At 74.7% G+C, this 21,547-nt stretch carries 15 protein-coding genes, 1 pseudogene and 3 riboswitches; of the genes and pseudogenes, 8 read left to right on the top strand and 8 right to left on the bottom strand.

All coding sequences use genetic code 11. The annotated features are described in order from the left end of the window. Positions 1-36: 36 nt before the first annotated feature. Together ADL05_RS26955 and ADL05_RS26950 are read right to left on the bottom strand one after the other, a co-directional pair. Positions 37-1,296 (bottom strand): FAD-binding protein, encoded by a 1,260-nt coding sequence (locus tag ADL05_RS26955; RefSeq protein WP_053619830.1) that lies wholly within the window; start codon positions 1,294-1,296, stop codon positions 37-39. A gap of 215 nt (positions 1,297-1,511) precedes the next feature. Further along, positions 1,512-1,880, bottom strand: coding sequence for a VOC family protein (locus ADL05_RS26950; protein WP_053619829.1), 369 nt, complete (start codon positions 1,878-1,880; stop codon positions 1,512-1,514). A gap of 201 nt (positions 1,881-2,081) precedes the next feature. Beyond that, a riboswitch (cobalamin riboswitch) is annotated at positions 2,082-2,296 on the top strand. Between the two features lie 58 nt (positions 2,297-2,354). Here ADL05_RS26950 and ADL05_RS26945 point away from each other — a divergent pair. The 7 genes and pseudogenes from ADL05_RS26945 to ADL05_RS31385 all read left to right on the top strand — a co-directional run bounded on the left by ADL05_RS26945 (position 2,355) and on the right by ADL05_RS31385 (position 12,107). After that, positions 2,355-3,392 (top strand): ABC transporter substrate-binding protein, encoded by a 1,038-nt coding sequence (locus tag ADL05_RS26945; RefSeq protein ID WP_053619828.1) that lies wholly within the window; start codon positions 2,355-2,357, stop codon positions 3,390-3,392. Continuing rightward, positions 3,389-4,405, top strand: coding sequence for an iron ABC transporter permease (locus tag ADL05_RS26940; RefSeq protein ID WP_053619827.1), 1,017 nt, complete (start codon positions 3,389-3,391; stop codon positions 4,403-4,405). Before ADL05_RS26945 ends, ADL05_RS26940 begins: the two co-directional genes overlap by 4 nt. Continuing rightward, positions 4,402-5,196, top strand: coding sequence for an ABC transporter ATP-binding protein (locus tag ADL05_RS26935; RefSeq protein WP_053619826.1), 795 nt, complete (start codon positions 4,402-4,404; stop codon positions 5,194-5,196). Before ADL05_RS26940 ends, ADL05_RS26935 begins: the two co-directional genes overlap by 4 nt. Before the next feature lie 36 nt (positions 5,197-5,232). Beyond that, positions 5,233-5,361: riboswitch (cobalamin riboswitch) on the top strand. Positions 5,362-5,395: 34 nt separating this feature from the next. Next, positions 5,396-8,986 carry a cobaltochelatase subunit CobN gene (cobN, locus tag ADL05_RS26930; RefSeq protein ID WP_053619825.1) on the top strand — a complete coding sequence of 1,197 codons (3,591 nt, stop codon included), beginning with the start codon at positions 5,396-5,398 and terminating at the stop codon, positions 8,984-8,986. Then, entirely contained in the window at positions 8,983-9,708 is a 726-nt protein-coding gene (gene cobF, locus ADL05_RS26925; RefSeq protein WP_053619824.1) for a precorrin-6A synthase (deacetylating), read from the top strand. The genes cobN and cobF overlap by 4 nt, the downstream gene beginning before the upstream one ends. A gap of 152 nt (positions 9,709-9,860) precedes the next feature. After that, positions 9,861-11,300: pseudogene (locus ADL05_RS30140) on the top strand (cobyric acid synthase); the annotation flags it as partial. Positions 11,301-11,378: 78 nt separating this feature from the next. Next, complete coding sequence (locus tag ADL05_RS31385) at positions 11,379-12,107, top strand: cobalt-precorrin-6A reductase (protein WP_197285953.1); 729 nt, start codon at positions 11,379-11,381, stop codon at positions 12,105-12,107. Here ADL05_RS31385 and ADL05_RS26915 read toward each other — a convergent pair. The 3 genes from ADL05_RS26915 to ADL05_RS26905 all read right to left on the bottom strand — a co-directional run bounded on the left by ADL05_RS26915 (position 12,082) and on the right by ADL05_RS26905 (position 16,510). After that, the gene (locus tag ADL05_RS26915) at positions 12,082-13,470 is read right to left on the bottom strand and encodes a cobyrinate a,c-diamide synthase (protein ID WP_231640925.1); all 1,389 of its coding nucleotides are present in this window, start codon (positions 13,468-13,470) and stop codon (positions 12,082-12,084) included. The genes ADL05_RS31385 and ADL05_RS26915 overlap by 26 nt on opposite strands. A gap of 266 nt (positions 13,471-13,736) precedes the next feature. Further along, positions 13,737-14,351 carry a cob(I)yrinic acid a,c-diamide adenosyltransferase gene (gene cobO / locus ADL05_RS26910; RefSeq protein ID WP_053619822.1) on the bottom strand — a complete coding sequence of 205 codons (615 nt, stop codon included), beginning with the start codon at positions 14,349-14,351 and terminating at the stop codon, positions 13,737-13,739. Beyond that, positions 14,351-16,510, bottom strand: coding sequence for a VWA domain-containing protein (locus tag ADL05_RS26905; RefSeq protein WP_053619821.1), 2,160 nt, complete (start codon positions 16,508-16,510; stop codon positions 14,351-14,353). Before ADL05_RS26905 ends, cobO begins: the two co-directional genes overlap by 1 nt. A 40-nt stretch (positions 16,511-16,550) precedes the next feature. After that, a riboswitch (cobalamin riboswitch) is annotated at positions 16,551-16,698 on the bottom strand. Between the two features lie 28 nt (positions 16,699-16,726). Between ADL05_RS26905 and ADL05_RS26900 the strand changes: the two genes are divergently transcribed. Further along, the gene (locus tag ADL05_RS26900; protein ID WP_053619820.1) at positions 16,727-17,995 is read left to right on the top strand and encodes a bifunctional cobalt-precorrin-7 (C(5))-methyltransferase/cobalt-precorrin-6B (C(15))-methyltransferase; all 1,269 of its coding nucleotides are present in this window, start codon (positions 16,727-16,729) and stop codon (positions 17,993-17,995) included. 297 nt (positions 17,996-18,292) lie between these two features. On the opposite strand, the gene cobM is transcribed toward ADL05_RS26900, so the two are convergent. From cobM to ADL05_RS26885, 3 genes are read right to left on the bottom strand one after another with little or no spacing between them, the layout of a single operon-like run. Continuing rightward, the gene (gene cobM, locus ADL05_RS26895) at positions 18,293-19,063 is read right to left on the bottom strand and encodes a precorrin-4 C(11)-methyltransferase (RefSeq protein WP_053619819.1); all 771 of its coding nucleotides are present in this window, start codon (positions 19,061-19,063) and stop codon (positions 18,293-18,295) included. Continuing rightward, on the bottom strand, positions 19,048-20,685 hold the full coding sequence (locus tag ADL05_RS26890; protein ID WP_053619818.1) for a precorrin-2 C(20)-methyltransferase: 1,638 nt from the start codon (positions 20,683-20,685) through the stop codon (positions 19,048-19,050). Before ADL05_RS26890 ends, cobM begins: the two co-directional genes overlap by 16 nt. Then, positions 20,682-21,308: a precorrin-8X methylmutase gene (locus ADL05_RS26885; RefSeq protein ID WP_053619946.1), complete on the bottom strand. Its 627-nt coding sequence runs from the start codon at positions 21,306-21,308 to the stop codon at positions 20,682-20,684. Before ADL05_RS26885 ends, ADL05_RS26890 begins: the two co-directional genes overlap by 4 nt. Positions 21,309-21,547 lie beyond the last annotated feature (239 nt).

The following is a 21,547-nucleotide window of genomic DNA, read 5'->3' as shown; positions in this document are numbered from 1 at the left end:
CGGCGGGCCGGGGCACGGCACCGCCGCACGCCGACCTCACGCCCGGGGGAAGAGGGCGTCGGTGAAGGCGTTGCGGAACTTCCCGTGCGGGTCGAGATCCCGTGCCAGGCGACCGAAGTCCGCGCCGCGCTCGTACATGCCGATGACCTCCGCCGGGTTCAGCGCGGTGAGCTTGCCCCAGTGCGGTCGCGCGCCCAGCGGCACCAGGCGGTCCTCCACGGCGGCGAGGAGGGGCAGCACGGTCGCCGGGTCCCTGCGCCAGGTGAAGTGGAAGGCGACGGTGTCCCGGTGGTGGGCGGGGCTCAGCCACAGGTCGTCGGCGCGGATCGTGCGCACCTCCGAGACGTGCAGCACCGGGGCGATCAGGGATCCGATCTCCCGGAGCGCCGCGAAGGCGGCCGGGGCCGCGTCCCGGGGGAGGTAGAGCTCGGACTGGAGTTCGTCGCCCGCGCTCGGGGGCAGCTCGGGCCGGAAGTGGGGCAGGCGCTCGAACCAGGGGCCGACGGTGCCCAGCTGCTCGGTGCTGGGTTCGGGCGGCATGCCCGGAACGGGGTGCATCGGGCCGGGGGCGGGCCGCCCGCCCTGCCACTCGCCCTCCGGCTGGTCGGTGCGGTTCTTGAGCCACACGTCGCCCTCGCCCGCGTGCCAGTCCGTGAAGAGGCTGACGCTGGTGGCGGCGCCGAACACGTCGTCGATCCGTTCGGCCACCTCGTCCAGGGGCACTCCGACCCGCACCCGCTGGGTCATCTCGTAGGCGGGCTCGATCTCCAGGGTGAGCCGTGTGACGACGCCGAGCGCGCCGAGGGCGACCACGGCTCCGGGGAAGACCCCGGGATCGGTGTCGCGGGACAGCCACCGCAGGTCGCCGTCCGGTCCGACCAGCTCCAGCGCGCGGACCGCCGCGGACAGGCAGCGCTGCCCGTCACCGGACCCGTGGGTGCCGGTCGCGCAGGAACCAGCGACGGAGATGTGCGGCAGGGAGGCCAGGTTGGCCAGCGCGTAGCCCTCGCGGTGCAGGGCGGCGGCCAGTTCGGCGTAGCGCAGGCCACCGGAGACGGTGACGGTCGAGGCGGCCGGGTCGACCTCGGTCACCACGGGCAGGCCGTCCAACCGGACCAGGTCGCGGTCGGAGTCGGCGACGAGGTTGAAGGAGTGGCCGCTGCCGAGGGCGCGGATCCCGGCGCTGTCCCGCACGAGTCGGCGCAGGGCGTCGACGGTCGTGGGCCGGTGCACCCGCGGACTGGCGAAGGTGACGTTCCCGGCCCAGTTGCGGAGCGGTGCGTGCGACGTGGGCATGAGCCCTCCGGAGGAGAGAGTGTCGTGTCCCGGTTCCCGAGGCGCCGCCGCGGGGGGACGGCCTCCGGGAGGATAGCGGCCGGGCGAGACCGGTCCGACGGCCGGGGCCCGGTCATGTGAGCGCTCACATGTCCGGCAGCTCGTGTCGCCGCATGACCACGGGCGGCCGGATCCGTACGTTCTGCCCGCCGGCGGCCACCCGGACGCGCCCTCCGTCAGCGCGCGAACTCCAGGCAGAAGGGGTGCCCCGCCGGATCGGCGTAGATCCGGAAGAGGTCGTCGGGATCGTCCTCCACCCGCGCCAGCCGGGTGGCGCCGAGTTCCAGCACGCGCGCCTCGGCCGTGGCGATGTCGTCGACCCACACGTCGAAGTGCATCTGCTGGGGCCGCTCCGGGTCGGGCCAGGCGGGCGGCCGGTGGTCGGGGGCCCGTTGGAAGGCGATCCGGGGCAGGTCGTCCCCGGCGAGCACCACCCAGTCGTCCACGCGCTCGATGACGGGCAGGCCCAGGAGTTCGGCGTAGAAGCCCGCCAGGGCCTCCGGATCCGGGCAGTCGATGGCGACGGTGCGCAGGCGTCCGATCATGGGGGCCAGGATTCCACCCGGCACCCCGCTCAGGAAGGACCCACGCTGTCGGTGCGGGCGGTGCGGGCGGTGCGGGCGGTGCGGGCGGTGCGGGCGGTGCGGGCGGTGCGGGCGGTGCGGGCGGTGGCGCAATCCGGCTACGGCTCCGTTCCGGACCGGCCGGTCCGCCCGGGATCCTCCGAATGCGCTGACACGCGGCCTTGGTACCCTTCGGGTGCCAGTCGTACCACGCCAGTGGTCAGGGAATCCGGTGCGAATCCGGAACTGACGCGCAGCGGTGAGGGGGACGGGCGGGGTACTTTGCGCCACTGGGGCGAGCCCGCGGCGACCACTGCGTCGACGCGGAACCGGCCTGGGAAGGCATCCCGTCCGGGTGAACCCGAGTCCGAAGACCTGCTGGCCCCTCCGCGTCGAACGCGCGGAGGGCATCCATGCCAGGCTCCGCGTTCGAGCCCCGACATCCGAGGCACACCCATGCTGCGTTCCGCGCTCCGCCCCCTCGCCCTCCTCCTCGCGCCTCCCCTCCTCCTGACCGCCTGCGGTACGTCCACGGACGGCCAGGACGGCGGGACGGGCTCCGACACCGGCGCCACCACGACGATCGACAACTGCGGGCACGAGGTGAGCGTCGACGCCCCGCCCGAGCGCGTCGTCTCCCTCAACCAGGGCACCACCGAGATCCTGCTCTCCCTCGGACTGGAGGACCGCGTCATCGGTACGGCCACCTGGACCGACCCGATCATGGAGGGCCTGGAGGAGGCCAACGAGGACATCCCCCGGCTCGCCGACGACAACCCCTCCTTCGAGGCGGTGCTCGACGTCGAACCGGACTTCGTGACCTCCTCCTTCGTCTCCACCCTCGGCACTGGCGGCGTCGCCACCCGCGAACAGTTCGAGGAACTGGGCGTGCCCACCTACGTCTCCCCGACCGACTGCGCCGCGGGCAAGGACAACGAGAGCGGGGGCGACGGCTCCCGCAGCGAACCGCTCACGCTCGACGCCGTCTACGGCGAGATCCACGACCTCGCCCGGATCTTCGGCGTCGAGGAGCGCGGGGACGCCCTCGTCGCCGAACTCGAAGGCCGGGTGGACGCGGCGACCGCGGACCTGGACGCCTCCGACGCCTCCCTCATGTACTGGTTCGCCAACTCCGAGTCGCCCTACCTCGCCGGCTGCTGCGGCGCCCCCGGCGCCATCACCCGCGCGGTCGGCGCGCAGAACGCGTTCGACGACACCCACGACGAGTGGCCGCAGATCAACTGGGAGACCGTGGCCGAACGCGACCCCGACGTCATCGTGCTCGGGGACCTGACCCGCGAGTCCCAGACGGCCGAGTCCGCCGACGCCAAGATCGAGTTCCTGGAGAACGGCCCCGCCACCCGCAACCTCACCGCGGTCCGGGAGGGCCGGTACATCCTGCTCAGCGGCCAGGCCATGAACCCCTCCATCCGCACGGTCGAGGGGATCGAGCTCGTCGCCGACGGTCTGCGGGACCTCGGGTTCACCCAGTGAGGGGCGTCCGCCAGGCGCTGCTCACCGTCGGCGGACTCGCGCTCCTGGGGGCCTCGATCGCGGTCGCCGTGACCATCGGCCCCGCCGACATCACCACGGCCGAGGTCTGGCACTCCGTCTCCGCGCGCCTGGGAGCGGGCGCCAGCCCCCTGTCGCCGCTGCGCGAGGGCATCGTGTGGAACCTGCGCATGCCCCGGGCCCTGCTCGCTGCGGTGTGCGGCGCCGGGCTGGCCCTGTGCGGCGCCGTCATGCAGTCCCTGCTCCGCAACCCGCTGGCCGACCCCTTCGTGCTGGGGGTCTCCTCCGGTGCCTCGACCGGGGCGGTGGCCGTGATCGTCCTCGGATGGGGCGCGGGCGTGATGTCGCTGTCGGCCGGAGCGTTCGTCGGCGCGGTGCTCTCCTTCGCGCTGGTCGTGCTGCTCGCCCAGAGCCTGGGCCCGACCATGGACCGGGTGGTGCTGTCCGGGGTCGCGGCCATGCAGCTGTTCGGGGCGCTGACCTCGTTCATCGTGCTGACCTCCGCGGACGCCGAGACCACCCGGGGCATCCTGTTCTGGCTCTTGGGCTCGCTCGGCGGCGCGGGATGGACGGACGTGGCCCTGTGCGCGGCGGTGCTGGCCGTCGTGCTCGCCGTCTGCCTCGCCCACACCACCACCCTGGACGCCTTCGCGTTCGGCGAGGAGGCCGCGGCCAACCTCGGCGTCCGGGTCGCCCGGGCCCGCCTGCTGCTGCTGACCGCCACGGCCCTGCTCACCGCCGCCCTGGTCAGCGCGTCCGGGGCGATCGGGTTCGTCGGGCTCGTCCTGCCGCACGCGGCCCGAGCGCTCACCGGGTCGGCACACGCCCGGCTCCTGCCCGTGACGGCGCTGAGCGGCGCCGTCTTCCTCGTGTGGGTGGACACCGCCGCGCGCACCGTCCTGGACCCCCAGGAGATCCCGGTGGGCGTGATGACCTCCCTCATCGGCGTACCCGCCTTCATCGCCGTGCTGTACAGAGTCAGGAGGACGACATGACCGACGCCGAACCGGCCGTGGCCGACGCCCAGCACACGGGGCTGCGCGCCGAACGCGTGAGCCGGCTGATCGGCGGCCGGCTGATCCTCGACGGCGTCACCCTGGCTCCGCGCCCCGGCGAGACCGTCGGCCTGCTCGGCCCCAACGGTTCCGGGAAGTCGACCCTGCTGCGGGCGCTCAGCGGCGTCCTCACGCCCTCCGCTGGCGTGGTCACCCTGGACGGGCGCCCGCTCGCGCGGACCGAGCGCCGCGCGGCGGCGCGGCGCGTGGCCGCCGTCGAACAGCACGCGCACACCCAGACCGAGCTGACGGTCCGCGACGTCGTGGCCCTGGGCCGGATCCCGTACCGGCGCGCCTGGACGCCGATGTCGGCCGCCGACCTGGCGGCCGTGACGGCGGCCCTGGAGCGCGCCGGCCTCACCGGCCTGGCCGACCGGTCCTGGCACACGCTCTCGGGCGGGGAGCGCCAGCGCGCCCAGATCGCCCGCGCCCTGGCACAGGAGCCGACGGAACTGCTGCTCGACGAACCCACCAACCACCTCGACATCCAGTACCAGCTCGACCTGATGGAACTGGTCGCGGGACTGCCGGTCACCACCGTCATCGCCATGCACGACCTCAACCTGGCCGCCATGTACTGCGACCGGCTCGTCGTGTTGCGCGGCGGGCGGGTCGTCGCCGAGGGCACACCCGACGCGGTGCTGACCCCGTCCCTCATCGGCGAGGTCTACGGCGTGCGCGCGGAGGTCGACGCCGGACCCGGGTACCCGGTCATCCGTTTCCTGCGCTGAGGCGGCTCGGGAGTCACCCGCCACAGCGGAACCGGCGGCGGAACGTTAAGGTGTGGATCCTCCGTTCGAGGCGCAGGAACCCGGTGCGAGTCCGGGGCGGTTCCGCCACTGTGACACCCCCGCCAGGGGCCCAGCCAGACACTGGCCACGAACGTTCCTACCGCCGATGGGGCGAGAACCCCGAGGGAGGATTCCGGCCATGACGGTACGGATCGCTCTGCTGTCCACGTCCGACACCGACCTGCTCTCCGCGCGCGCCAGCGGGGCCGACTACGCGTGGGCGAACCCGTCCCGCGCCTCCGACACCGAGCTCACGGCCGCCGTCGAGGGCGCCGACCTCGTGGTGGTGCGCCTGCTCGGCTCGCCGCACGACCTGTGGCCGGGCCTGTCCGCCGTCCGCGAGCGGGGCACGCCCCTGGTCGTGCTCAGCGGCGAACAGCAGCCCAGCGCCGAGCTGATGGAGCACTCCACCGTCCCCATCGGCCTGGCGGCCGACGCCCACCGCTACCTCGCGCAGGGCGGTCCCGCCAACCTCGGGCGCCTGCACGCCTTCCTGTCCGACACCGTGCTGCTGACCGGCGAGGGCTTCGACCCGCCCGCGCCCGTCCCGCAGTGGGGCCTCGCCGAGCGCGAACAGCCCGCGGACGCGTCGCTCCCGCGCGTCGGCATCCTCTACTACCGGGCACACGAGGCCGGCGGCAACACCGCGTTCGCGCACGCCCTGGCCGACGCCGTCGACGCGACCGGGCAGGCCGTGGGCGTCCCCGTCTTCGCCGGCTCCCTGCGCTCGGCGCCCGACGAGCTCTACGAGGCTCTGCGCGCCTTCGACGTCCTGATCGTCACCGTCCTGGCCGCCGGCGGCAGCGTGCCCGCCTCCGCGAGCGCCGGCGGCGACGACGAGGCGTGGGACGTGGAGCGGATGGCGGCGCTGGACGTCCCCGTCCTCCAGGGGCTGTGCCTGACCAGCTCGCGCGCCGAGTGGGAGGCCTCCGACGACGGCGTCACCCCGCTCGACTCGGCCAGCCAGATCGCCATCCCCGAATTCGACGGCCGCATCATCACCGTGCCCTTCTCGTTCAAGGAGATCGACCACGACGGGCTGCCCCGCTACGTCGCCGACCCGGAGCGCTGCGCCCGCCTGGCCGGGATCGCGGCCGCCCACGCCCGGCTGCGGCACGTGCCCCCGGCGGAGAAGCGGATCGCGGTCGTTCTGTCGGCCTACCCGACCAAGCACTCGCGCATCGGCAACGCCGTCGGCCTCGACACCCCCCGCTCGCTGGTCCGCCTGCTGCGCCGGCTGCGCGAGGAGGGCCACGACCTGGGCGAGCCCGGCGACCTGCCCGGACTCGACCTGGAGGACGACACCGAGGCCGGGGACGCGCTGATCCACGCCCTGATCGCCGCGGGCGGCCAGGACGAGGACTGGCTGACCTCCGTCCAGCTCACAGACGCCCAGGTGCGGATCACACCCGAGCAGTACGCCGCCTGGACCGAGGGCCTGCCCGCGCCCCTGAAGGACGCGATGACCGAGGCGTGGGGGCCCGCCCCCGGCCGCCTGTACGTCAACGACGAGGGCGAACTCGTCCTCGCCGCGATGCGCGCCGGCAACGTCGTCGTCCTGGTCCAGCCGCCGCGCGGCTTCGGCGAGAACCCCATCGCGATCTACCACGACCCCGACCTGCCGCCGAGCCACCACTACCTGGCCGCCTACCGCTGGCTGGAGCACGGTTTCGGCGCACACGCCGTCGTGCACCTCGGCAAGCACGGTTCGCTGGAGTGGCTGCCCGGCAAGAACGCCGCGCTGTCGGCGTCCTGCGCCACCGACGCCGTGCTCGGCGGGCTGCCGCTCGTCTACCCGTTCCTGGTCAACGACCCGGGCGAGGGCGCCCAGGCCAAGCGCCGCGCCCACGCCACGGTCGTCGACCACCTCATCCCGCCGATGGCCCGCGCGGAGAGCTACGGCGACATCGCGCGCCTGGAGCAGCTCCTCGACGAGCACGCCAACATCGCGGCCATGGACCCGGCCAAGCTGCCCGCGGTGCGGGGCGAGATCTGGTCCCTGATGCGCGCGGCCGAACTCCACCGCGACCTGGGCCTGGAGGAGCGGCCCGACGACGAGGAGTTCGACGACTTCCTGCTCCACGTCGACGGCTGGCTGTGCGAGATCAAGGACGCGCAGATCCGCGACGGCCTGCACGTGCTCGGCGAGGCCCCGGCCGACGAGGCCCGGGTCAACCTGGTCCTGGCCGTCCTGCGCGCCGCCCAGGTCTGGGGGGGTGTCGGGGCCGCGGTGCCCGGGCTGCGGTCCGCCCTCGGACTCAAGGAGGACGCCCCGGCCCGCGAGGTCGACGAGGTGGAGGCCGCCGCGCGCGCCCTCGTCGAGCGGATGGAGGCCGCGGACTGGGACCCGGCCGCCGCGGCCGGCCTGCACGACGACCCCGGCGTGCGCGCCGTCCTGGAGTTCGCCGCCACCCAGGTGGTACCGCGCCTGGGCCGCACCACCGACGAACTCGACCACACCGTGCACGCCCTGTCCGGCGGCTTCGTCCCGGCAGGGCCGTCCGGGTCCCCGCTGCGCGGCCTGGTCAACGTCCTCCCGACCGGCCGCAACTTCTACACCGTCGACCCCCGCGCCGTCCCCTCCCGCCTCGCGTGGCAGACCGGGCAGGCGATGGCCGACTCCCTGCTGCGCCGCCACCTGGAGGACACCGGGACCTACCCCGAGTCGGTGGGCCTGTCGGTGTGGGGCACCTCGGCGATGCGCACCTCCGGCGACGACATCGCCGAGGTACTCGCCCTGCTCGGCGTCCGCCCGGAGTGGGACGAGGCGTCCCGCCGGGTCTCCAAGCTCGACGTGGTCCCGCTCGAGGAGCTGGGCCGCCCGCGCGTGGACGTCACCGTCCGCATCTCCGGCTTCTTCCGCGACGCGTTCCCCCACGTGGTCGCCATGCTGGACGACGCCGTCCGGCTCGTCGCCGACCTCGACGAGCCCGAGGACCAGAACTTCGTCCGCGCCCACACCCGCGCCGACATGGAGGAGCACGGCGACCACCGCCGCGCCACCACCCGTGTGTTCGGCTCGGCGCCCGGCTCCTACGGCGCGGGCATCCTCCAGCTCGTCGAGTCCGGGACCTGGCGCGACGACAACGACCTCGCCGAGGTCTACACGGCCTGGGGCGGCTTCGCCTACGGCCGCGGCCTCGACGGCACCCCGGCCGCCGACGACATGCGCGCCAACTACCGCCGGATCAAGGTCGCCGCGAAGAACGTCGACAGCGCCGAGCACGACATCGCCGACTCCGACGACTACTTCCAGTACCACGGCGGCATGATCGCCACCGTCCGCGCCCTCACCGGCACCGACCCGCGCGCCTACGTCGGCGACTCCACCTCGCCCGACGCGATCCGCACCCGCACCCTCAGCGAGGAGACCGCCCGCGTGTTCCGGGCGCGCGTGGTCAACCCGCGCTGGATCTCCGCCATGCGCCGCCACGGCTACAAGGGCGCGTTCGAGCTGGCCGCCACCGTCGACTACCTCTTCGGCTTCGACGCCACGGCCGGGGTCGTCCACGACTGGATGTACGAGAAGCTCGCCGCCGAGTACGTGATGGACGAGGAGACCCAGGAGTTCCTGCGCCGCTCGAACCCGTGGGCGCTGCACGGCATCGTCGAGCGGCTGCACGAGGCCGCCCGGCGCGGGCTGTGGGCCGAGCCGGACCAGGCGACGCTCGACGCCCTCACGGAGGTCTACCTGGAGGTCGAGGGCGACCTGGAGGACCGCGCCGAATGAGGGTCCGGATCCTGGGCATCGGCATGGGGCCGCGGCACCTCACCCGGGAGGTCGCCGAGGCCCTGCGCGGCTGCGACTACGCGGTGGCCGCCCGCAAGCGCGACGACGACGGGCTGCTCGCGCTGCGCCGGGCGGTCTGCGACGCCCACGGCGTCCCCCTGGTCGCCGTGCCCGATCCGGAACGCGACCGGGACGACCCGGCCGACTACCCGGCCGCGGTCGGCTCCTGGCACGAGGCCCGGGTCCTCGCCTACGAGCGGGTGCTCGGCGAGCGCGGCGGCACCGCGGCGTTCCTGGTGTGGGGCGACCCCTCCCTGTACGACTCCACGCTGCGGATCGTGGACCGGATCGCCGCGCGCGGGGCCGTGCCGGTGGACTATGACGTGCTCCCCGGCGTCGCCGCGCCGCAGCTCCTGGCCGCGCGGCACCGCCTCGTGCTGCACGAGGTGGGCCGCCCGGTCCACGTCACGCCGGCGCGGCGGCTGGCGGAGGCCGTCGCGGCCGGGCAGGACAACATCGTCGTCATGCTCGGCGGCCGGCCGGCGTTCGAGGGCCTGGAGGAGTGGTCTGTGTGGTGGGGCGCCAACCTGGGCACCGACACCGAGGAACTGGTCGCCGGGCGGGTGGGCGACGTGCTGCCCGCCATCGAGGCGGCCCGCGCCCGGGCCCGGGACCGCGCCGGATGGGTGATGGACACCGCGCTGCTACGGAGGACCGTATGAGGGCGGCCGACGACGGTCGAGACGGCGGCCGGACCGCACCGCAGGCGTGGGGCGGGGACCGGGTCGCGCCGGAGGCGCCGGGCGGTGGCGGGCGGGACAGGGCCGCGGCCGGCCCCGAGACGCCGGGCGGGACCGCGCGCGGAGCGGGCCTCCTGGTCGCCGGAACCACCTCCGACGCGGGCAAGAGCGTCGTGACCACCGCCCTGTGCCGGGCGTTCGCGCGCCGCGGTCTGCGGGTCGCGCCGTACAAGGCGCAGAACATGTCGAACAACTCCATGGTCTGCCGGGGTCCCGACGGCCGCATGGCGGAGATCGGCCGGGCCCAGTGGGTCCAGGCGGTGGCGGCCCGCGCCACGCCGGAGCCCGCCATGAACCCCGTCCTCCTGAAACCGGGCACCGACCGGCGCAGCCACGTCGTCCTGCTCGGCCACCCCGCAGGGGACGTCTCCTCCGCGAACTGGGAGGAGGGGCGCCGCCACCTCGCCGAGGCCGCGCACGGCGCCTTCGACGACCTCGCCGGCCGCTACGACCTCGTCGTCGCCGAAGGCGCGGGCAGCCCGGCCGAGATCAACCTCCGCGCGGGCGACTACGTCAACATGGGCCTGGCCCGCCACGCGGACCTGCCCGTCGTGGTCGTCGGCGACATCGACCGCGGCGGCGTTTTCGCGGCGCTCTACGGAACGGTGGGCCTGCTGGAGCCCGCCGACCAGGAGTTGGTCGCGGGGTTCGTGATCAACAAGTTCCGCGGGGACCCCGGACTCCTCAAGCCGGGCCTGGCCGACCTCGAACGGCTCACCGGGCGCAGCGTGTACGGCACCCTGCCGTGGGACGCCGGACTCTGGCTCGACTCCGAGGACGCCCTCGACCTGGAGGGTCGCCGGTCCCCGGGCACCGGCCGCCGCGTGGCGGTGGTGCGCCTGCCCCGGATCAGCAACTTCACCGACGTGGACGCCCTCGGCCTGGAACCCGGCCTCGACGTCGTCTTCGCCTCCGGGCCGCGCGACCTCGCCGACGCCGACCTGGTCGTCCTGCCCGGCACCCGGTCGACCCTCGCCGACCTGGCCTGGCTGCGCTCCCGCGGCCTGGACCGGGCGATCGTCGAACACGCCCGCCGCGGTCGGCCCGTGCTCGGGATCTGCGGCGGCTTCCAGATGCTCGGCCGCACGATCGCCGATCCGGACGGGGTCGAGGCCGCCCCGGCCACCGCGGACGGCCTGGGCCTGCTCGACGTCCGGACGGACTTCACGGCCGAGAAGACCCTGCGCCTGCCGACCGGCACGGCCCTGGGCGCACCGGCGCACGGCTACGAGATCCACCACGGGCGCGTCACGCCCGAGGAGTTCCTGGTCCGCGAGGGCCGGGTCTTCGGCACCATGTGGCACGGCAGCCTGGAGGGGGACGCCTTCCGGGCCGCCTTCCTCGCCGAGACCCTGGGCCTCGAACCGTCGGGGACCCGCTTCGCGGACGCCCGGGAACGGCGCCTGGACCTGCTCGCCGACCTCGTGGAGGAGCACCTGGACGTCGACGCCCTGCTCACCCTCGCCCGCGAGGGTCCGCCGCCCCTTCCCCTGCTCGCGCCGGGAGGCCCACCCGTCGCCCACCACCGCTCAGGGGGCCGCTTCGCGGCGGAGGAGCCCCCTCAACGGACGCCTTCGGCGCAGCCCTCTTCGGTGAGACTCCTGCTCCTCGGTGGAACGTCCGAGGCCCGTGAGCTCGCCGCGCTGCTGGTCGAGTCCGGCGTCGACGTCACCACGTCCCTCGCGGGGCGCGTCGCGCGCCCCCGCCTGCCGGTGGGGAAGATCCGGATCGGCGGGTTCGGCGGGGTGCCGGGCCTGAGGGCGGCGCTCGCCGACTACGACGCGGTGGTCGACGCCACGCACCCCTTCGCGCTGGGCATGACCGCCAACGCGGCCGCCGCCTGCACGGACGTCCCCCTCCTGCGCCTGGAGCGCCCGGGCTGGGACCCCGACCCGGCCTGGCACTACGTCGACACGCACGAGGAGGCCGCGGCCGCCGCCGCGTCCCTCGGCGACCGCCCCTTCCTCACGGTCGGCCGCCAGGAACTCGCGCGCTTCGTCCCGGCCCTCGACCGCCACGAAGCCCTGGTCCGGGTGGTGGACGTCCCCGACCTCGCACCGCCCGACGCCTGGCGCCTGGTCACCAGCCGCGGGCCCTACGCCCTGGACGGCGAACTCGGCCTCCTGCGGGAGCACCGCGCCGACGTCCTGGTCACCAAGGACTCAGGCGGCACCTACACCTGGCCCAAGATGGCCGCCGCCCGGCGGCTGGACATCCCGGTCATCGTGGTCCGCCGCCCCCCGGGCCCCGAGGGGGTCCCGACCGTCCACGACGTCCGGTCCGCCCTGGACTGGGTCACCGGCCTCCGGGCCCGCCGCTGACGGCGTGTGCGAAGCGGGCGGCGATCCCGGGGTGCCCGGCCCAGTGGACGTGCAGGTAGGAGGCGTGCATGGTCGGTGAGGCGAACCCCTCCGGTGTGCCGTCGATCTCCCACGCCGGGCTGTCGACGGACGCCCCCGGGGTGAGGCGGGTGCGGTGGAACTCGTGCCCCGTGACCTTCTCCCCGGCCCGGGTCAGCAGGGTGTCCCCGAGTGAGGTCGCCTCCGGATAGCGCAGGGTGAGCCGTTCCGACATCCGGGCGTGCGCGGGGACGGCCCCGGCCATGGGCGCGCCGTCGAGCGTCTCGGACAGGTAGAGCAGACCCGCGCACTCGGCGACGGTCGGCACCCCGTCCCGTACCGCGTTGCCGAGGTCCGCCGACAGGCTCCGGTTCTCGGCGAGCCGGTTCGCGTACACCTCGGGAAAGCCGCCACCGAGGTAGATCCCCCGTGTACCGGCGGGCAACTCGGTGTCGGAGAGCGGATCGAAGCCGACGACCTCGCATCCGGCGGCCGTGAGCAGCTCCTCTGTCTCCGTGTAGCGGAACGTGAAGGCCCTCCCGCCCGCCACCGCGACGACCGGGCGGCGGACGTCGCGGGACTCCGCCATCTCCCGCTCCGGATCCCAGGGCGCGGTGTCCAGGGCGGGCGCGGAGCGGGCGATGTCGAGCAGGGCGTCCAGATCCACCTGGCGCGCGATGTGCTCACCGAGCCGTTCGACGGCCTGCGCCGACTCCGCCCGCTCGGCCGCCGGGACGAGCCCGAGATGCCGTGACGGGGTGGCGAGGTCCTCGTCGCGGTGGACGACGCCGAGCACGGGCAGGTGGACCGCTCGGACGATCTCGGCGACGTTGCGGGCGGAACCCGCCTGGTTGAGGATCACCCCGGCGACCTCGACGGCCGGGTCGTAGGCGGCCATGCCCGCCACCAGCGCGCCCACCGACCGGGACATCCGGGACACGTCCACCACCAGGATGACCGGTGTCCTGGTCAGGGCCGCCACGTGCGCGGACGAGGCGAACCCGTCGGTGCCGAGCCGCCCGTCGTGCAGGCCCATCACGCCTTCGACGACGGCGACACCCGCGCCCCGGGCGCCGTGGAGGAGCAGCGGCGCGACCCGGTCCTCGCCGACCAGGTGCGGATCGAGGTTGCGGCCGGGGCGTCCGGTGGCGAGGGCGTGATAGCCGGGATCGATGTAGTCGGGGCCCACCTTGTGGCCGCTCACGACGTGCCCGGCGGCGCGGAGCGCGGCCATCAGCCCGGTCGCGACCGTGGTCTTGCCCTGCCCGGTCATGGGCGCGGCGATCATCAGCCTGGGCAGGGCCGAGGACCCCGGCCGGTCGCTCGGTCCAGAGGTCCTGGACACGGCGGACGCCCCGGCCGCTCCTGGCACGGCCGAGACCCGAGCTGTTCCCGGCACCCCCGGCACCCCAGATCCCCCTTGAGCCCCCGAGGACCCCGGTTCTCCCGACGCCGTGGCTGTCCCCGGTACTCCTGGTATCCCCGGTGCCCCCGGTTCCCCGGGAGCCCTCGATGCCCCCGGTCCCCCCGGTCCCCCCGGTACCCCTGGTGCCCCGGACGTCTCCGATTCCCCTGGAGCCCCGGAACTCCCTGCGGAGGGTTCGGGGGAGGTCACCATTCGATCCCTCGCTGGCCCTTCCTGCCGGCGTCCATGGGGTGCTTGACCTTCGTCATCTCCGTGACGAGGTCGGCGGCCTCCAGCAGCAGCGGATCGGCGCGGCGCCCGGTGATCACCACGTGCTGGCGGCCGGGGCGCTCCCGCAGGGCCGCGACGACCTCCTCGGCGTCGACCCAGCCCCAGGCGATCGGGTAGGTGAACTCGTCGAGGATGAGCAGGTCGTGCGTCTGGTCGGTGAGTCGGCGCCTGATCTCCGCCCACCCCTCGACGGCGTCCGCCTCGTGGTCCTCCTCGCTGCCCTTGCGGCGGCTCCACGACCAGCCGGAACCCATCTTGTGCCACTCGACGGGACCGCCCTCGCCGGTCTCCTCGTGCAGCTTGCCCAGGCGCTCCAGAACGGTCTGCTCGCCGATGCGCCACTTCGCCGACTTCACGAACTGGAACACGCCGATCCGCCAGCCCTGGTTCCACCCGCGCAGCGCGAGGCCGAACGCGGCGGTCGACTTGCCCTTCCCGTCGCCGGTGTGGACGGCGAGCAGCGGCTGGTTGCGGCGCTGCCGCGTGGTGAGTCCGTCGTCGGGGACGACGAGCGGTTGTCCCTGAGGCATCAGGCGGCCCTCTCTCGTACGGCGCTGCCCAGCGCGTCGGCGCTGACTTCACTGACGGGCAGGTGGTCGGCGCCCAGACGGGCGGCGAGTGTGGCGGCGAGGCCCAGTCGCATCGGGCCGGTCTCGCTGTCCACCACGACGGTGGTGACGCCCAGGCCCGCGACGTGGTCGGCGGCGTTCATCGCGCGTGCGACGGCGCCCCGGCCACCCGTGGCCCGGCCGTCGGTGACGACGACGAGCAGCGGGCGCAGCTTCGGATCGCGCAGCCGTTCCCGCCGCAGGACGCGGGCCGCCTCCACGAGCCCCTCGGCGATCGGGGTACGGCCACCGGCGGGCAGGTCGTCGAGGCGGGCCGCGGCGACGTCGACGGAGCGGGTCGGCGGCAGCGCGAGTTCGGCGGTCCGGCCTCGGAAGGTGACCAGGCCGACCTTGTCGCGGCGCCGGTAGGCGTCGAGGAGGAGCGACAGGACCGCGGTCTTGACCTCGCTCATGCGCTTGCGCGCCGCCATCGATCCGGACGCGTCCACGCAGAAGAGGATCAGGTTGGTCTCCTGCCCCTCCCGAACCGCGACGCGCAGGTCACGGGGCTGGATCCGCAGTCGCCCGCCGCCCAGGGGCAGGTCCCCGCCCCGCGGTCGGGACACGGCGGCACGCACGGTCTCGACCAGGTGGAGCGACGTGCCGGGCCCCTGACCGGGCGGGGTCGCGCCGATCCGGCGGCCCCGGGTACCGATCGCCCGGCTGCGCCTGCCGTCGGAGCCCTCGCCCGCGCCCCGCACGGTGAGCGTCCGGGGCCGGTACGGAGCGGTGGCCCTGGACATGACCGACGAGCCGGAACCGGAGTCGGAACCGTCGGTGCCGCCCTGTTCCGCCCCCTCGGGCGCGGGGGCCTGCTCCTCGTCCGCCGACCCGTCGCTCGCCTCCTGGCCCGCGTCGTCAGCGGAGGCCTCGGGGCCGGAACCGCCGTCCACGTCGGACGCGTCGGCCGCGGACGGGTTCTCCGCTCCGCCTTCCGCGGGGTCCTCCGCCTCGGGGGTCTCAGCCGTCTCGGGGTCCCCCTCGGTCGCTTCCGCCTGCTCCGCCTCGTCTGAGCCATCCGACGGGTCGGTCGGGTCCGGCGGCGGTTCCTCGTCGCCCAGCACCCGGTCGAGAAGGTCCTCGTCGAGCCCCGGAGCGTCGAACGGGTTGCGTCGGCGCCGGTGCGGAAGGGCGAGCAGCGCGGCTCGGCGGATGTCGGCCAGCGTGACGGAGGTGCGGCCCGCCCAGGCCGCGTGCGCCACCGCCGTGCGCGCGGTGACGATGTCGGCCCGCAGGCCGTCCACCCCGAACGCCGCGCACACCTCGGCGATCTTCAGCAGCGCGGCCTCGGACAGCCGCACCCGCCCGAGCAGCTCCCTGGCCTCGGCGATGCGTGCGGCGAGCGCCTTCTCCGTCTCGTGGAAGCGCGCCGAGAACGCGGCCGGATCGGCGTCGAAGGCCATGCGCCTGCGGACCACCTCGGCACGCGACGCGGGATCGCGCGGCGCGGCGATCTCGACGGTGAGCCCGAACCGGTCGAGGAGCTGGGGGCGCAGCTCGCCCTCCTCGGGGTTCATCGTGCCGATGAGCAGGAACCGGGCCGCGTGCTCGACGGAGAACCCGTCGCGCTCCACGGTCGCGCGCCCGGTCGCGGCGGCGTCCAGGAGCAGGTCCACCAGGTGGTCGTGGAGCAGGTTGACCTCGTCGACGTACAGCAGCCCCCGGTGCGAGCGGGCGAGCAGGCCCGGCTCGTAGGCCACCTGGCCGTGCGTGAGCGCCTGCTCCAGGTGCAGCGAGCCGAGCACGCGGTCCTCGGTGGCGCCCACAGGGAGTTCGACGAGCCGTACAGGGCGGCTCTCCACGGCCGTCCCCGGCCCGAACGGGCCGTCCGGCGATCGCTGGGAGGTGTCGGCCGGGTCCACGGAGAAGCGGTCGCCCTGGTAGACGTCGATGGGCGGGAGAAGGGAGGCCAGGGCCCGTACGGCGGTGGACTTGGCCGTGCCCTTCTCGCCGCGCACCAGCACGCCGCCGATCTCCGGCGACACGCTGCTGAGGACCAGGGAGAGGCCCAGGTCGTCGAGGTCGTCGGCGTCGCAGCCGACGATCGCGGAGAAGGGGTAGTGCGATGGCACCAATGGCATGTGAGGCTCCCGCTCGTGTCGCCATCCGTAAGGGCGGGCGCGAGGCCGGTCTTCGGACTTTCCGAGTCCTCCCTCACGGAGGCTCGGTTCACCGCAGCGGGCCTGTGCCGGAATCTCACCGGGCTTCCCAGATTCTCCCCTTCCGCCGTCCCCACCCTTTCCGATGGCTGGGCCGCAGGGGCACCTCGTGCCTGTGGCCACGATAGCGTCGAGGCCATGCAGGACGACCCGCCCCCTCCCACCGAATCCCGGATCACCGTCGTCGGCGTCGGTGCCGACGGCTGGTCCGGTGTGCCGGAGCGGCTGCGCCGGATCGTCCTCGAGGCGGACGCGGTCCTGGGCGGCCACCGGCACCTGGCCATGCTTCCGGAACGGCCCGGGCAGCGCCGGGAGACCTGGCCCTCGCCCCTGCGGGAGGGCCTGCCGGATCTGCTCGACTCCCTCGCCCGCGACGGCGCCACCACCGTGGCCCTCGCGTCGGGCGACCCGTTCGTGTCCGGGATCGGCACCACACTCGTCGATCTGCTGGGGGCCGGTGCCGTACGGGTGGAACCGGCCGTCTCCTCGGTCGCGCTGGCCCGGGCCCGGATGGGCTGGCCCGCCGAGCGCTGCGCGGTGGTGAGCCTGGTCGGGCGAGATCCCCGCCTGGTCCTGCGGCGGTTGGCGCCCGGACACCGTGTCCTGGTGCTCTCCTCCGACGGTGCGACCCCGGCGGCGGTCGCGGCCCTGCTGGCTGGCGCCGGCTACGGCGCCAGCCGGATGACCGTCCTGGGCGACCTGGGCGCCGTATCAGGGGCGGGACCGGGCCCGAACCGGAGATCGGAGTCCCGGCTGTCGGCCACGGCCGACGCGTGGCTGTCGGACCCGCCGGAGGCCGTCCCGGCGCTGCACGTCCTCGCGCTGGAACTCGTCGGCCCGCCCGGGTACGGCCTGACCACGGGCCTGCCCGACGACGCGTTCGAGCACGACGGCCAGCTCACCAAGCGCGACCTGCGGGCGTCGGCGCTGGCCCGGCTGGCGCCCTCCCCTGGAGAGCACCTGTGGGACGTGGGCGCCGGTGCGGGTTCGGTGGGGATCGAGTGGATGCGCGCCCACACGACCTGCACCGCCACGGCGGTCGAGTCCCACCCCGCACGCGCCGCGCGGATCGACCGCAACGCGGGCCGCCTCGGTGTCCCGGGACTGTCGGTCGTGACCGGTCGGGCGCCGGACGCGCTGGCCGGGCTGCCCGCGCCCGACGCGGTGTTCGTCGGTGGCGGAGCGACCCGGCCGGGCGTACTGGAGGCCTGCTTGGGGGCGCTGCGGCCCGGCGGCCGACTCGTGGTGCACGGTGTGACGCTGGAGACCGAACACCTGCTCGCGGACGCCTACCGGCGCCACGGCGGCGAGCTGACCCGGATCGCCGTCGAAACCGCCGCGCCCATCGGCACGTTCACCGGCTGGGCCCCCGCCCGTACGGTCACCCAGTGGTTCCTGGCGTCCTGACCCCCTGACGGGACGCCATTCCGGGAAGGACCGGGCCGCGAACGCGCGGCCGACCGACCGTCTCTCGGCCCCGCATTGACCTCGACCACGGACCGACCGTCCGTCACCCGGGCTCGCACCGGCCTGAACCGCGGACCGACCGTCGGTCACCCGGGCTCGCACCGGCCTGAACCGCGGACCGACCGTCCGTCACCCGGGCTCGCACCGGCCCGCACCAACGACAGGCCGTCGCCGTGGTCCGATCGCAGACGGGCCGCCCCGCCGACCACGGTCACGGGCCGACCACGGGCGGGACCGTCACTGACCGGCGTCGGTACCCCTGGGCCGGTCCCGGTCATAGAGGAAGGACTCGCCGCCCCTCCCGGCGTCCAGCGCCCACCCCACCAACACGACCGCCGCCTGCCGGAACCCGGCCTCCTCCACCGCGTCCGCGATGGTGGCGACCGTGCCCCGCAGGACCGCCTCACCCGGCTGGCTGGCGCGGTGCACGACCACGACCGGGCAGTCGGCGCCGTACTCCGGTCCGACCTCCGCCATCAGCTCCCGCACCCGCCTGATCGCCAGGTGCAGCACCAGCGTGGCCCGGGTCGCCGCGAACGCGGCCAGCGACTCGGTCTCCGGCATGGCCGTCGAACGGGCCCGGGTCCGCGTCAGCACCACCGACTGCGCCACCAGCGGCACGGTCAGCTCCCGTCCCACCAGGGCCGACGCGGCGGCGTACGCGGGCACACCGGGAGTGACGTCCCAGGGAACACCGTGCGCGTCGAGCCGACGCGTCTGTTCGGCCAGCGCCGAGTAGATCGACGGATCGCCGGAGGTGAGCCGGACGACGTCCCGGTCCGCGGCGTGCGCGGTGACCAGGCGGTCGGTGATGCGGTCGAGGTCCAGGCCCTGGGTGTCCACGAGTTCGGCGTCGGGCGCGCAGTGCGTGAGGACCTCCGGGTCCAGGTACGTGCCCGGGTAGAGCACCACGTCGGCCGCGGCGAGCATCCGCGTGGCCCGCACCGTCAACAGGTCGGCGGCGCCGGGGCCCGCCCCCACGAAGTGCACGGTCACGGCTTCACCCACCGGGGGGTCCAGACCCGGCCCGCGCCGGAGACCCGGGTACCGGACGCGCCGACGATCACCAGGCAGCGCATGTCGATCGCGGCCGGATCGAGGTCGGCGAGGGTGGTCACCGTCAGAGACTCGCCGTCGCGTCCGACGTCCCGGCCGACCACGACCACCGTGTCGGGCTTGCGGTGCTCCAGCAGGATCCGGCGGGCGGTGACGATCTGCTCTGTCCGCGACCGGGAGGCCGGGTTGTAGACGGCCAGGGCCAGGTCGGCCTCGGCGACGGCCCGCAGTCGTCGCTCGATCACCTCCCACGGCTTCAACCGGTCGGAGAGGCTCATGACCGCGAAGTCACCGCCGACGGGGGCGCCCGCGCGGGCCGCGACCGCCTGCACCGCGCTCACTCCGGGCAGCACCCGGACCGGGACCTCCCGGTAGGCGGGATCCTCGGCCGCCTCGAACACGGCGGTCGCCATGCCGAAGACCCCGGCGTCCCCGCCGGAGACCACGGCGACGCGCTCACCGCGGCCAGCCAGGTCGAGGGCGAGGCGGGCCCGGTCGAGTTCGACGGTGTTGCCGGAGGCGTGCCGGGTCAGCCCCGGCCGCTGCGGGACGCGGGCCACGTAGGGTCCGTAGCCCACCACGTGGTCCACCTCGGCGAGCGCGGTGGCGGCCTCGGGCGTGAGCCAGTGCTCGGGACCGGGCCCCAGCCCGATGACGAGGACTTCGCCCCCGCCTGCCACGCCTGTCACGCTTGTCACGCCTGGCGCACCTGTGGTGTGCTCCGCCAGGGCCGTGGTGCCGGCGGCGCCTTCGCTTCCGGCGGCCGCGTCCTGACCCTCTCGCCCAGCGGCGCCACCCTGCGCAGACTGCCCGGCCGTCGCGTCGGTCGCGGACGCCACCGCCGTGCTCCGCGACCGGCGTCCGTTGCGGCTGTCGCCGGTGACCAGCACCAGCGAGAAGTAGGGGACCGTCGCCGGGTCGACCTCCGCGACCGGCAGCCGGCGCTCGCCCTCCATCGAGGCCCGCTCCACGTACTCCGCGTGCTCCAGCCGTCCGGCGGCCTCCAGGGCGCGGCGAACGGCCGGGAAGGTGCGGCCCAGCTTCATGATCACGGCCGCGTCGGTGTCCGCCAGGCGGCGGGCCAGCTCCGGTTCGGGCAGGGTGCCGGGCAGCACGGTGAGGACGTCGGTCTGCCGGGCCAGCGGGGCCGCCGTGGCGGCGGCGAACGCCGGGACCCCCGGAACGACCTCGGTCTCGTACCGCTCGGAGAGCCGGTCGTGCATGTACATGTACGACCCGTAGAACAGGGGGTCGCCCTCGGAGAGCAGGACGACGTCGCGGCCGGCGTCGAGGTGCGCGGCGAGCCGGGCGGCGGACCGCTCGTAGAAGTCGGCAAGCGCACCCGCGTACCCGCCCGGGTGGTCGGTCGCGCCGGTGGTCACCGGGTAGGTGAGCTGCTCCTCGACCGCCGACGACGGGATCAGTCCCGCGGCGATGCGCCGGGCGTTGGACTTCTTGCCGACGCCGGCGTGGTAGGCGACGACGTCGGCGGCGGCGATCAGCCGGGCCGCCTTGAGGGTGATCAGCTCGGGGTCACCGGGACCGACACCGACGCCGTGGAAACGACCGGTCACTCCTCCTCCTTGGCGAGTGCGTTGAGGGCCGAGGAGGTCATCGCGGAGCCTCCGCGGCGACCGCGGGCGGTCACGTAGGGGACGTCGATGCCGAACCGCTCGGCGAATTCGGTCAGGGCCTGCTTGGACTCGGCCGCACCGACGAAGCCGACGGGACAGCCGACGATGGCGGCGGGGCGCGGGGCACCGTCGGCCAGCATCTCCAACAGGTGGAAGAGCGCGGTGGGGGCGTTGCCGACGGCGACGACGGCGCCGTCGAGCAGGGGCTCCCACAGGGACACGGCGGCCGCGGTGCGGGTGGTGCCCCACTCCCGGGCCAGGGCGGGGACCCGCTCGTCGTTGAGGAAGCAGAGCACGTCGTTGCCCCTCGGCAGGCGGTTCGCGGTCACGCCGGTGGCGACCATGGTGGCGTCGCACAGGATCGGCGCGCCGTCCCGGAGGGCCGCGCGGGCCGCCGGGACGAGATCGGGGTGGACGACCAGGTCCTCGGCGAGGTCGACCTGGCCGGTGCCGTGGATCATCCGCACGGCGAGGCGCTCGGCGTTGGCGGGCAGGTGCTCCAGCCGGGCCTCGCGCCGGATGATGGCGAAGGAGTCGACGTAGATCGCGGGCCCGTCGTCGATGTACTCGTAGAGCCGGCCGGGCCGCCTCGGTCGGCCCGACGGAGCCGAGCGATCCGGTGTGGGCGGTGCCTGCGGGTCGTGCGGGGCGTGCGGTGCTCGCGGTTCACGCGGTGCCGCCGACGCGTGCGGTTCGTGCGACAGGTGTGGTTCGTGCGACGCGTCCGTTCGCTCCTGCTGCTCCGGGATTCCGGATCGGTTCTGCTGGTTCATCTGCTCACGTCGGTCCGGGTGTTGCGCTG

It is taken from the genome of Nocardiopsis sp. NRRL B-16309 (assembly GCF_001279585.1).
Classification (GTDB): domain Bacteria; phylum Actinomycetota; class Actinomycetes; order Streptosporangiales; family Streptosporangiaceae; genus Nocardiopsis.
This window is presented reverse-complemented; position numbering and strand designations above follow the sequence as displayed.